Origin of the sequence: Pseudomonas sp. MWU16-30316 (assembly GCF_020515645.1) — a bacterium.
Classification (GTDB): domain Bacteria; phylum Pseudomonadota; class Gammaproteobacteria; order Pseudomonadales; family Pseudomonadaceae; genus Aquipseudomonas; species Aquipseudomonas cerasi.
The window spans coordinates 105,380-117,072 of sequence record NZ_JAIZAZ010000011.1; the positions used below are offsets into that span (position 1 = coordinate 105,380).

An 11,693-nucleotide genomic window follows, 5' to 3' on the forward strand; every position below is an offset into this window, starting at 1 on the left:
TTGCTCCGTTAGCGGTGACTCGACATGAATTGTTTGCACCTTGCCGACAGCGGGTTTTCGAACACTTGCTGCGGTGTGCCCTGTTCTTCGACCATTCCCTGATGCAAAAACACCACTTCACTTGATACCTGACGTGCAAAATTCATTTCGTGGGTCACCAGCAGCATGGTCCGGCCTTCTTCAGCCAGTGCGCGGATGACGCCGAGTACTTCCTGAACCATCTCCGGGTCGAGGGCCGAGGTCGGCTCGTCGAACAGGATAACCTTTGGTTGCATGGCCAGCGTACGCGCAATGGCGGCGCGTTGCTGCTGTCCGCCGGAAAGTTGCGCGGGGTAGGCATGGCGCTTGTCGGCGATACCGACCTTGGCCAGCAACTCTTCAGCCACCGCAATGGCCTCGGCCTTGCTCTGACCGAGCACGCGACGCGGGGCTTCGATGATGTTATCGAGCACGCTCATGTGCGGCCACAGGTTGAAATTCTGGAACACGAAGCCGATCTGGCTGCGCAAGCGATTGATCTGCCGGTTATCGGCGGCAATCAGGTCGCCGTTGCGCGCGGCCTTGAGCTTCAATTCTTCGCCGGCCACCAGAATCTGGCCCTGATGCGGGTTTTCCAGCAGGTTGATGCAGCGCAGCAACGTGGACTTGCCGGAACCGGAGGAGCCGAGGATCGATATGACGTCGCCGTCGCGAGCCGTCAGCGAGATGCCTTTGAGCACCTCAAGCTGATCGTAGCGCTTGTGCAGGTTGCGGATTTCCAGGGCGGGCGTGGCCTCGGCCATGTGGGGTCCTCATTGAAGTGTGCGCGCTGGCTGCCAGCGAACGCCAAGCTAGCACAGCGTTTAAAGGACAACCATCGACGTCTGGCGTCCAGCGTGGAGGCGCTCGACGGGTTGTCTCATCCGGGCAGCGGACGGTCGCAAGAAGGCAAGCATGATGCCCTGTAAAACAGGGGCGTGCGCGAAAAAGGCGCGATGTTGCCAGCTTTGGCCTGGTGTTGGAAGTAGCATTTGCTGAGCGGCGGTCTGATTTCTGCACCATGTTTGCGCTTGGAAGAAGCTTTGGGGCATTTTTGGTGCGTGCATGTAGACGAATCTGAGGCGTTTGGTAACAAATCCTACAGACAGCTAAGAAAAGCCATCGTCTTGCATGCTTCACGGGTCAAGCCACAGGCCTCGTATTCTCTAAGCGACGTCGTTTTCGAAATATTTTGGCGCAATTCTTGCGTCAAATATAAAGAACGGCACCGTAGGTTTCTTTTTACGTAACGCTCCGGTGTGCCTCGCTCGTCTTGCACAGGTGGTTTTATGAGCAGTACCGCTAACTCTTCCGAGCTCGAACAAGGGCTGAAACCTCGACACATTACGATGCTGTCGATTGCTGGCGTGATTGGCGCCGGTTTGTTCGTCGGCTCCGGCCACGCGATTGCCGAAGCCGGCCCTGCCGTGCTGCTGGCGTATGCCGCTGCGGGTACGCTGGTGGTGCTGGTGATGCGCATGCTGGCCGAAATGGCCGTTGCCTCGCCTGACACCGGTTCGTTTTCAACCTATGCCGACCGCGCTATCGGTCACTGGGCCGGTTTCACTATCGGCTGGTTGTACTGGTGGTTCTGGGTGCTGGTGATTCCACTGGAGGCCAACGCTGCTGCAACCATCCTGCACGCCTGGTTCCCCAACATCGCGATCTGGATGTTCACGCTGGTCATCACGCTGGTGTTGACGGCGACCAACCTGTTCAGCGTGAAGAACTACGGTGAGTTCGAGTTCTGGTTCGCGCTGATCAAGGTCGTGGCGATCATCGCGTTCGTGGTGCTGGGTGTTGCGGCGATCTTCGGTCTGCTGCCCACCAGCAACGTCAGCGGTGTCAGCCATCTGTTCGACACCGGCGGCTTCCTGCCCAACGGTATGGGCGCAGTGCTGGCAGCGATGCTGACCACCATGTTCTCGTTCATGGGCACCGAGATCGTGACCATCGCAGCGGCCGAGTCCAAGAACCCTGGCAAGCAGATCACCAAGGCCACCAACTCGGTGATTTGGCGGATCTTCCTGTTCTATCTGGTTTCGATCTTCATCGTGGTGTCGCTGGTGCCGTGGAACGACCCGCGCTTGGCCGAGGTGGGTTCTTATCAGACCGTGCTCGATGCAATGGGCATTCCGAACGCCAAGTTGATTGTTGACCTGGTGGTATTGGTTGCTGTGACCAGCTGCCTGAACTCGGCCCTGTACACCGCTTCGCGCATGCTGTTCTCGCTGGGCAAGCGCGGCGATGCACCTGCCGTGTCGAAGCGCACCAGCAAGGGCGGTACGCCTCACTGGGCGGTGCTCATGTCGACTGCGGCGGCTTTCCTGACCGTGTTCGCCAACTACATCGCGCCTGCGGCCGTATTCGATTTCCTGCTCGCCAGCTCCGGTGCCATCGCACTGCTGGTGTATCTGGTGATCGCGGTGTCGCAGCTGCGTATGCGCCAGAAGCGCATTGCTGCAGGCGAGGCCATCGACTTCAAAATGTGGCTGTTCCCATGGCTGACCTGGGCTGTGATCGCGTTCATCGTCGCGGTGCTGACCATCATGCTGCTGCAGGAAGAGCATCGCCTCGAAATCGTCGCCACCGGCGTACTCAGCCTGTTGGTGATCGGCGCTGGCCTGATCGTATCGCGTCGCCGCAAGGCCGGTCGCGTGGGCGCTGCTGCGCTGGGTTGATCGCGCCCTTGGGCGGATGACGCTCGTGCCAATGCCGCGCATTGGCACGATCTTGCATCAGCGTGCGGCTCTGGTGTCTCTCTTCATCAGCAGGTCGGACGCCAGCGTGTAATCCTTCTGGAAGGCAGGGCTTTCGATCCACTCGATTGCACTGTCTTCGTCCTCATCGTGGTACATCGCGCGGTACACGATAAGCAGGCCCATCATAAAGTCCGTGGCCGGGTCCTCGTCCTCTTCGGAAATCACCAGTGCCAGCACCGGGTATTGCAGGAAGACGACGCACAGCGCGAGCTGGCTGATGGCCTCCGCTTGCTTCATGGCCGTGAACAGGTCGTCGTAGTCAGCCGGGTCAAAACCGTTCTCGACAATGTCGCTGAAGTCGAAGGTATTGAGGTCGAGTTCGACGTCATCGAACGGCTGGTTGACCAGTGCCGAGGCAAACACCGGATGAACCAGGCTGGTTGCAGCCTTGCCCGAGCGGTTCTGCTTGGCCTTGATCTTTGCGCGCTTGGCACGTTTTTGCTGCTTGTCTGGCGAGGCCATGAGCGGTCCTTTGGCTGGCGTGAGGTGCAATGGCCGCTATTGAAGCGCAGACGAGCCCGATAACCAAGGTTTGTGCGGTAATTGGTGGGCGATAAAAAACCCGCAGCGCGCGGGTTTTTGATTTGCGGGGTGTTACCGACGCGTCACCGTTTGCCCGGCTTTGCGAACGCTTCGGCTTCATCCATGCGGTTGGCGAACATGCTGACGGCTTCGACCGCATCGCTTGCGCCATCGCGGATCTGCACGATGACCTGCCCGGCCTGGTCTGCCAGTATCACACCGCGAATGGCTCCTTCCTGAGTCGCGCCCATGCTTGCCACGGCTTCGCGTGTTTCGGCGAGGATCTTGCCAATCATTTCGGCAATCTCGGTGGTCGAGCCGCTGGTACGTCCCGCCAGTTGCCTGACTTCGTCGGCCACCACGGCAAACCCGCGGCCCTGGTCACCCGCCCGAGCCGCCTCGATGGCTGCGTTGAGCGCCAACAGGTTGGTCTGATCGGCAATGCCGCGAATGGTGTTGACGATGGCGGTGATCTGCTCGGAGCGATCACCCAGCTGACTCACCAGCTTCGCCGATGCACCGATGTTTTCGGAGATCTGGCGCATCTCCCGCGCCGTGTCCTGAATGACCAGGGTTCCCTGTTCGGCCACTTTCTCGGTTTCTGCCGAGATATGGTAAGCGCGCGATGCACCGTGTGCGTCCGCTTCCTGTTTTTCAACGCGGTGGGTGATGTCGCTGGCGAACTTGACGATTTTGTAGAGTTTGCCGTCGACATCAAAAACCGGGTTGTACGTCGCTTCCAGCCAGACAACCCGACCCTGTTTGCCGATGCGTTTGAACTGGTCGCCGATGAACTCGCCGTGGTTCAGCTTGCGCCAGAACTCGGCGTACTCCGGGCTGTTGACCAGTGCCGGCTCGCAGAAGGTTCGGTGGTGTTTACCCTTGATCTCGTTCAGCGCATAGCCCATGACGTTCAGGAAGTTGTTGTTGGCCGTAATCACATTGCCGTTGGGCTCGAATTCGCAGATAGCCATCGCGCGGTCTACCGCTGCCAGCTTGCTGTTGGTTTCGTTCTCCAGCATCACGCGTGCGGTGACATCCAAGGCGTACTTGACCACCTTGACGACGTTGCCCTGCGCATCAACGACCGGGTTGTAGCTGGCTTCAAGCCAGACGCTGTGACCGTTCTTGCCAACGCGTTTGAAGGTGCCGGAGATAAATTTCCCGGCCTTCAGGGATGCCCAGAGGTCAGCATACTCGCGGCTGCGGAGCATCTCCGGTTCGCAGAAGTCGCGATGCGTCTTGCTTGCCAGCTCTTCGGCGCGATAGCCCATCGCCGCGAGGAAGTTATCGTTGGCCCGGAGGATCTTGCCATCGAGGCTCAGCTCGACCACCGCCATCGACTTTTCCAGCGCGCTTGTCAGTCCGTTGAGTCCATCTACCTGGGCCTTCATGGCCGTCAGCTCAGCTTTGTTCTTATTTCCGAACATAACGTGCCCCTCGGTGTGTTTGCGGACCTACTGTGATGAGGCTATCGACTCGAAAGGCTGCAGCATGAATGCGCATTGCAACAATTGAAAAAATAAATCAAGTATTTTTTGGCGCCAGAGAAACGCGCGGAGCTGATTTGTCGACAAAAGCATGCGGCAATGAGTGCGGGACTGGCGCGCAGAGGGGCTGCTCGCCAAATTCCGGACAAAGAAAAGCCCGCGATGGGGGAGCGGGCTTAAGGATTCACACTTGGGAGCAGCTCTACAATGACGCGGCCGCTGTGAAAACTTTGTGAAGAGTTTTCACTGTTTTACTTTTTTTCAGGCTGAATGGTGTTGGTCACTTCGGAGGTCGGCACGAAGGTCTTCGACTCTTCGGCAGCCGCTTCCTTGGACTCGGCTTTATCCTTGGCCGCTTCGGTGTTCTCTTTGGCCGCTTCGTTCACTTTGTCCTGAGCAGACTCCATCTTCTCCTGGGATTTCTCCTGATGCGCCTGAGCGTCCTGTGCCTTCTGTTCGGATTTGCTGTCGCAGGCAGCCAGACCCAGAGTGGCGGCGAGGATGAGGGCGGAGGCGGTTAACTTGAGCACGGAATTTTCCTTGTGGAAGCAAATGTATGGCTTCGAGGGTGGGCGGGGAAAATTAGTTCAATGGGATGGCGGTGGCAGGGCTCTGGATGGCTGGTCTTGAGGGGCTCGAAGCATCGTTTCGCACCTGTGGCCGAGCGCTATCTGGAAGCGATTCGGGTTGATACCTTTCTTCGCAGATTGACTGTACATGACCTCGGCAGGTCGATATCCAAGGATCGGATCAGGGAGGGAGAAATGAAAAGCCCAGCTGCAGGCTGGGCCAGCATTTACCAAGGAAGTTTGGAAATTGTGTACCTTGGCCTGCCATTTCCCACTGTTCTCGCGCTTACGCCAATAGTGAATGTCTGATTTAGCCGGGTGTTAATTATTGCCGGGTTCTCAATTGCGGCAGCAATCCGTCCGTGGATAATTGTGCCTTCCTGGGTTTTGAATTCGAAGCGACGTTCGGCAGGAAAGGCGCCAAGAAATTCGCCACTGAACTCGATATCGGTTTCAGTGATGTTTTCCACGCTCAGGCGCGATCTGCTAATGCGAACCTGATCAACGCTGGTAAAGGAAAATACGTGGTCTCTGGTTGTTACGGAGCAGTAGGCTTCATAGGCTATTAGTTTGTCCAGGTACTCTGAGACCGTGGCAATAGCCCTTGTACCAAGCCTAGACGCTGGCTCTGACAACTCCTCATCACCTTTGGTGGATGCCTCAAGAAGTTCTGCAACCAGCTCGAAAGCTTGCGAGACGGGCGTAGTCCCCTCCAGTGTGAGCTGAGGGTCACCACTTGGCGCTTCCTCAAACTCAAAACCAAATGAGCCCAGTGCCGTCCCTGTGATCAGTATCTGGTTTTGAGCTTTGTTTGGGATTGGCCCGAAATCATTCAGAACACCGCTTATAGAGGCTGCAATAGCCGATACGGCATCGGAAAATTTTGTGGTTACCGCGGCCCCAAACTCAGCACCTATACCGTGTACCCCTCTGACTGGAGTTCCGCGGTAAGTAACCACTGCTTTAGCGGGTGAGAATGCGCCGCGGCCAGGCTCTCGAAGACCTGCGCCTACCTGATTCTTCCTGGCTCGCAGCGAAAGACGTGAAAGGTTGCTCAGACCTGGCTTCTGAGCGATGCGGTCCAGGAAACCGATTTCTGCCTGTGCGTGAGTGAATTCAGTTCTATTCATTCTGGAGCTCCCGCTTTCGAATCCCCAAAAGGTCGGCCGCAGCTTGGTCATGCAATGGATCGAGTTTCACGCTCAGAAATCCTTTCCATTGCTGAGATCTTCTGTGCGACCACATACTGTACCAGTACGCCGCAAGCTCAATGAGTGTTTCGGGTGGGTCAGAGAGCAGATTTATATAAAAATCGACTCTATACGATGTCTTGATCCATTCTGTGTCTGTCAGCTTTTGAACATCATCAGCGGTCAATGATTGCTGAATGGCGGCTGACACATCGGCGAATGTCACAACATCCATATCATTGGGCGGGCGGCCCTCCAGCATCTCCACGTTCTCCATGAAGCTGCCGTTAAGCCACTGAATGCCCGAAACGATACCCATGCGATGGATTTCAGATCGATGAGACAGGAAGCCCTCAAGCACCTCGCATCTTTCTAAGGTAGTCGAGAAGCGATCAATCAACCGCTTTACGTCTGTCGGATAGGGCGCTCGCTCAAAAGATGTTGGATTCCGCTCGTTGATCGGCGGAATTACCCCCTGATGATCCCATAGTGGTATCAACTTCACCTCCGTGTGCCATGGTCCAGCCGAGGAAGCCAGCTGCGTTGTTTATTGCAGTACACCCCCGCCGGTTCGTTGGTTTGCCTATACCCTCAGCTCGCCAGATGACTTGGCTTCCCCCTTCGGAAGTGCATGTGTGCACTCTGTCATGCAACGCAAAATGCGGGCAAGCGCAAACGTTGTACGCAAAGTTTCGAGCGCTCGCGCGTCAGCAGATTTTCAGGGCTGGATAGAAGATGTCTGCTTCAGCGAGCATAGCGCCCAACGACCATAGGTATCAGCCGGTACTCAGCAATTTAGCTACGTGCTGAATGATTGGCATCGTTCAGTGGTCGAGCTTGTCAATGGACGGGTTGTGTGCCGAGCTTTGGGGATACGAGGAAGGTTAGGCCCAGACAACAAAAAGCCCGCACGAGGCGGGCTTCTTGTGTGCTTTCAGGTGTGCTTGGCATCACCTGAAAACGAAAGGTGGTGCCCAGAGACGGAATCGAACCGCCGACACGGGGATTTTCAATCCCCTGCTCTACCGACTGAGCTATCTGGGCAACGGGGCGCATTAGACGTGTTTTTCAGGAGGTCGTCAAGCGTGTTTTTTAAAAAATTTGAATTATTACCGACGCTTACGACCTTCACTGCGTGAAACGCTTTATTTTTCGGGGGGAACGTAGCCTTCGGCCTGGGCGTATTCTTCGCCGGAGAGAAACTTGTCCATCTCGGTCTGGAGGAATTTACGGTCTTCGGCGTTCATCATGTTCAGGCGACGCTCGTTGATCAGCAGGGTCTGGTGTTTCTGCCAGTCGGCCCAGGCTTTCTGCGAGACGTGGTTGAAGATGTCCTCGCCCTTGGCGCCCGGATACGGGGCGCGTTCCAGGCCGGGCAGTTCTTCTTTGTATTTGCGGCACATTACGGTGCGGGTCATGACGACTCTCCTGCGTTCAATACGTCGGCTGCGCGTTTGAGCAGCTTTTTCACCGGGGCGGCAAGGCCCAGGCGTGGCGGGGTGGCGAGGTTATACCAGAGCCAGTCAGCCTCGGCCACGTGATCGGTGGACTCCTGGACCTTGACCAGCCAGGGTTCGATGCTCAACTGGAAGTGGCTGAAAGTGTGGATCAGCCCCGGCAGTTCATGGTGCTCGCCCAGTTGCAGCGCGTGTTGGGTGGCCAGGTGCTGAAGGTCATCGAAGTCATCCAGTTCCGGCAGGCTCCACAGACCGCCCCACAAGCCGCTGGAAGGGCGACGATAAAGCAGGATCGCGCCGTCTTCGTTGGCGAGCATCGGCATGAGTGTGCGTTTCTGCGGCACGGTCTTGCGCGGCTTGGGGATCGGGTAGCGCGTTTCCAGGCCCAGCATGTGCGCCTCACAACTGCGCTCCAGCGGGCAGAGCAGGCAGCTCGGTTTGCTGCGGGTGCAGAGCGTGGCCCCCAGGTCCATCATCGCCTGGGTGTAGTTGTTGACCCGGCGGTGCGGCGTGAAGCGTTCAGCGGTGGCCCACAGCTGCTTGGCCACCTTGGGTTCGCCAGGGTAGCCCTCTTGCGCGGTGAAGCGCGCCAGCACGCGTTTGACGTTGCCATCGAGGATCGGCGCGCGAATGCCCATGCTCAGGCTGGCAATCGCGCCAGCGGTGGACAGGCCGATGCCGGGCAGCAGAATGAGTTTTTCGACATCGCGGGGAAACTCGCCGCCATGGTCGGCGACCACGATTTTTGCCGTTTTTTGCAGGTTGCGGGCGCGGGTGTAGTAACCCAGCCCGGTCCACAGGTGCAGCACTTCGTCCTCGGGCGCGTCGGCCAGCGCCTGCAAGGTCGGCAGGGCCTCCATGAAGCGGTCGAAGTAATTCAGAACGGTGCTGACCTGGGTCTGCTGCAGCATGATTTCCGACACCCAGACCCGGTACGGCGTGATGTCTTGTTGCCAGGGCAGGTCATGTCGGCCATGACGGTCGTACCAGTCCAGCACGGCGCTGGAGAATTGTTCGGGTTGCATGGCCTGGAGGGCTCTCGTCTGGATATGAGTGGTGATATGAACGGTCGTGCCAGCGGAGCGCCGCGAGGGCGCTCCTGAGCAGTTCACGTTGCCCTAGCGCTTGAACAGTCCCTTGAGGGCGTCTTTGAGCTCGGGGCTGACCTTGTCACCGAGTTTGTCGTTCAGCTTGTCCTCGAGCTTCTCGCTGATCCGGTCGCCCGCCAGTTTCGCAGCGATCTGGCCGACACCTTCCTTGTCCAGACGGCAAGCCTTGGCGCCCAGTTCCAGCGGGCCGCGGCACTGCACCGGCCACTCGATGCCGACAAAGCGCGGATTGATCTCGCAGGCCGGGTCCGGCATATCGCTCTTGTCGCCTTCGACGATGATGCCGACGCGATAATTCATGCCCAGTACGCGCAGGTCGACGTCGCCGTTACCGTTGACGGCCATGCCCGGCGTACGAACCTTGAGGTCCGGATTGCTGGCCACGCCGTTGCGTATCACCAGATTGCCGTTGAGCTGCTGGAAAGGAGTGTCCTTGGCGCGCGGTTCGCCGCTAAGCGTCTTGCGGTTGAGGATCGAAATACCCTTGCACAGCTGCTGCTCCAGGTTGGCATTGACCAGTACGCCGTTATTGAGCGCAAAACTGGCGGTGCCGTTCAGGCTGTCGATCAGGGCTTTTTCGCTGTTGCCTGTACCGGTCAGGTTGCTGTCGAGGTTCAGCAGGCCACGCACTGGCGGCGTCTGGCCCTGGCTTTCCAGAATGCGTTCGACCGGTACTTTGGCAATGCGCGTCTGCACCGTGGCCACAGGCGTGTCCGGACGCGCATCCAGATTGCCCTTGACCTCGAAGTTGCCGTTGTACAGGTCGCCACTCAGCGTATCGACCTTGATAAGGCCACCGTTGGCCTGGGTCTTGAACGCTGCGTTGTCGATGGGCAGTTTGTTCAGGGTCAGTTTGCCGAAGCTCAGGTCAGCCTCGACATCCAGCGTACGCAAGCGCTCCAGCGGCAGCAGCCTGGCAGTGCTCCAGGCGGCCTTGGTTGGTTGTTCGGGCAGCGGTGAATCACCCGCAGCAGCGGCGGCTTCACCGGACTGAACCTCGGATTTGCGCGCGGCCTTGGCACCTTTGCTTTCTTCGCTCTCAGCCGGACGATAGCGGTCGGCGTCGAAGGTATCGCCCTTGAGCTGGACACGCAGCGCCTGTTTGGCGAAGTCGTCCACGGCGATGCGACCCGTGAAGGTGCTGTCGTCGACTTTCAGGTTTAGGTTTTCCAGCGCAAGGCTGGTAGGCGTACCCGCCAGGCGCGTGACCATTTCAACCTTGCTCAGCGCGCCCTCGGACATGGCTGGCAACGGCTGACCGATGTTCTCGAAGAACGCGCGCAGATCGAGCTGAGCGATGGACAGGCCGCCGCTGATCTGTGGCGTTTTGTCCAGATCGCGGGCACGCAGTTCGCCGAGTGCACGCAACTGGTTGGCCGAGACTTTGAGGCTGTTCCATTCAGCGATATTGGCGGCCAGGTCAACGAGCAGCTGGCCCTGCGCCGAAAAGGTCACGGTCTTGCCTTGCAGCGGCTCGCCGGCGACTTCACCGGACAGGCGCATGTCTTCGAATTGATAACGCTTGAGCACGCGGTCCATGCGCAGCTCGCCGACCAGCTCGGTCTTGGCGCGCACGACGGGCTGGTTGGTGCTTAGAAAGGCCGTCAGTTTGATCGGGATATCGGACGCCTCACGAATCGGCCCGGTACTCAGCTGAATGCTCTCGGCCATGAAGGTCCTGCCTTTTCGGGCATCGCTGTAATCCACGCGGGCGTTGTTGACGGTCAGGCTGTCGATATCCAGGCGGATCGGCTGGGAAGGGCGATCCGCTTTGGGCGCGTCCGGAGCCGGGGCCGGCGTTGTCTCGCCAGATGTTTCAGTGCTTGCCACGGCAGGCTTGCCGATGTCTTCCCAGTTGCCATGACCGTTTTCATCGCGATGCAGGGTCAGGTTCAGGCCTTCGACGCGAATGTCGCTCATCTGTACCTGGCGACGAAGCAATGGCAGGACGCGTACGGACAGGCCGAGCATCTGCACATCGGCGAACGGCTGATCGGGAGCGGTCAGGGTGGCGACATGGGCGTCGTGCAATTCCAGGCCGAGCCAGGGAAACAGGCTCCAGCCGATATCGCCGTTGAGCGTCAGCTCGACGTTGGCCTTGTCGCGTGCCAGCTGGCGAATCTCGTCTTTGTAGTCGTTGGGATCAAACAGGTGGGTCAGGGCGAAGCCGAGAGCCACGATGATCAGCAACAACCCGAGAATAAACAGCCCCAGGATTTTGCCGAACGCTTTCATGGGCGAGTCCTTGTGTCGATGTTCAAAAATAGCCCACGAGTATACCGCTCTGACGAGCCTGTCGGGCTGCGGATACCGTTATTGCTGTCCGGCCTACGGTTCAAGACGCTGGCACCGTGCGCCACTACGCCTGAGAGCAGATGAAAAATGTGCGTCGCCTCGTCTCGATATATCTTCCGAATCTTCGCGCACCGGCCGAATAGCCACACAGGTGCGCGCCCAACTAAGCCCAAAGCAGCTTTTCGATAATGCTTAATTGGTTGCATCTATGGCTCGATAGAGCACGTGGATTAACGTGTGAAAATAGATAATAAAAAGCATGTAGCGAGATGCTTATTTGC

The 11,693-nt window shown here is 58.2% G+C and carries 10 protein-coding genes and 1 tRNA gene; 1 reads left to right on the forward strand and 10 read right to left on the reverse strand.

Annotation, left to right across the window (positions count from 1 at the left end):
* Positions 1-8 precede the first annotated feature (8 nt).
* A complete protein-coding gene (locus LCH65_RS25185) occupies positions 9-782 on the reverse strand; it encodes an ABC transporter ATP-binding protein (RefSeq protein WP_003318317.1) in 774 nt (257 codons plus the stop codon).
* Positions 783-1,307: 525 nt separating this feature from the next.
* On the opposite strand from LCH65_RS25185, the gene gabP reads away from it, so the two are divergent.
* Positions 1,308-2,699 carry a GABA permease gene (gene gabP, locus LCH65_RS25190; protein WP_065348840.1) on the forward strand — a complete coding sequence of 464 codons (1,392 nt, stop codon included), beginning with the start codon at positions 1,308-1,310 and terminating at the stop codon, positions 2,697-2,699.
* Positions 2,700-2,756: 57 nt separating this feature from the next.
* On the opposite strand, the gene LCH65_RS25195 is transcribed toward gabP, so the two are convergent.
* The 9 genes from LCH65_RS25195 to LCH65_RS25240 all read right to left on the reverse strand — a co-directional run bounded on the left by LCH65_RS25195 (position 2,757) and on the right by LCH65_RS25240 (position 11,352).
* Positions 2,757-3,242, reverse strand: a complete 486-nt coding sequence (locus tag LCH65_RS25195) for a hypothetical protein (RefSeq protein WP_003342242.1) — start codon at positions 3,240-3,242, stop codon at positions 2,757-2,759.
* A 143-nt stretch (positions 3,243-3,385) separates the two neighbouring features.
* Positions 3,386-4,732 (reverse strand): methyl-accepting chemotaxis protein, encoded by a 1,347-nt coding sequence (locus tag LCH65_RS26255; protein ID WP_003434729.1) that lies wholly within the window; start codon positions 4,730-4,732, stop codon positions 3,386-3,388.
* Between the two features lie 311 nt (positions 4,733-5,043).
* Complete coding sequence (locus LCH65_RS25210; protein WP_003318312.1) at positions 5,044-5,322, reverse strand: lipoprotein; 279 nt, start codon at positions 5,320-5,322, stop codon at positions 5,044-5,046.
* Between the two features lie 266 nt (positions 5,323-5,588).
* Entirely contained in the window at positions 5,589-6,491 is a 903-nt protein-coding gene (locus LCH65_RS25215) for a hypothetical protein (protein ID WP_003434725.1), read from the reverse strand.
* Positions 6,484-7,056, reverse strand: a complete 573-nt coding sequence (locus LCH65_RS25220) for a hypothetical protein (RefSeq protein ID WP_223886377.1) — start codon at positions 7,054-7,056, stop codon at positions 6,484-6,486. The genes LCH65_RS25215 and LCH65_RS25220 overlap by 8 nt, the downstream gene beginning before the upstream one ends.
* A gap of 463 nt (positions 7,057-7,519) precedes the next feature.
* Positions 7,520-7,595 (reverse strand) — tRNA-Phe (locus tag LCH65_RS25225).
* Positions 7,596-7,696: 101 nt separating this feature from the next.
* Complete coding sequence (locus tag LCH65_RS25230) at positions 7,697-7,969, reverse strand: oxidative damage protection protein (protein WP_002555777.1); 273 nt, start codon at positions 7,967-7,969, stop codon at positions 7,697-7,699.
* Positions 7,966-9,033, reverse strand: a complete 1,068-nt coding sequence (gene mutY / locus LCH65_RS25235; RefSeq protein WP_151342566.1) for an A/G-specific adenine glycosylase — start codon at positions 9,031-9,033, stop codon at positions 7,966-7,968. The genes LCH65_RS25230 and mutY overlap by 4 nt, the downstream gene beginning before the upstream one ends.
* Before the next feature lie 93 nt (positions 9,034-9,126).
* The gene (locus LCH65_RS25240; RefSeq protein WP_226439919.1) at positions 9,127-11,352 is read right to left on the reverse strand and encodes an AsmA family protein; all 2,226 of its coding nucleotides are present in this window, start codon (positions 11,350-11,352) and stop codon (positions 9,127-9,129) included.
* Between the last annotated feature and the right edge of the window lie 341 nt (positions 11,353-11,693).

Excerpts from the sequence above, each read along its gene's own strand:
- LCH65_RS25185 (WP_003318317.1), bottom strand. The coding sequence starts at position 782 with ATGGCCGAGGCCACGCCCGCCCTGGAAATCCGCAACCTGCACAAGCGC.
- LCH65_RS25195 (WP_003342242.1), bottom strand. The coding sequence starts at position 3,242 with ATGGCCTCGCCAGACAAGCAGCAAAAACGTGCCAAGCGCGCAAAGATC.
- gabP (WP_065348840.1), top strand. The coding sequence starts at position 1,308 with ATGAGCAGTACCGCTAACTCTTCCGAGCTCGAACAAGGGCTGAAACCT.
- LCH65_RS25240 (WP_226439919.1), bottom strand. The coding sequence starts at position 11,352 with ATGAAAGCGTTCGGCAAAATCCTGGGGCTGTTTATTCTCGGGTTGTTG.
- LCH65_RS25230 (WP_002555777.1), bottom strand. The coding sequence starts at position 7,969 with ATGACCCGCACCGTAATGTGCCGCAAATACAAAGAAGAACTGCCCGGC.
- LCH65_RS25215 (WP_003434725.1), bottom strand. The coding sequence starts at position 6,491 with ATGAATAGAACTGAATTCACTCACGCACAGGCAGAAATCGGTTTCCTG.
- LCH65_RS26255 (WP_003434729.1), bottom strand. The coding sequence starts at position 4,732 with ATGTTCGGAAATAAGAACAAAGCTGAGCTGACGGCCATGAAGGCCCAG.
- mutY (WP_151342566.1), bottom strand. The coding sequence starts at position 9,033 with ATGCAACCCGAACAATTCTCCAGCGCCGTGCTGGACTGGTACGACCGT.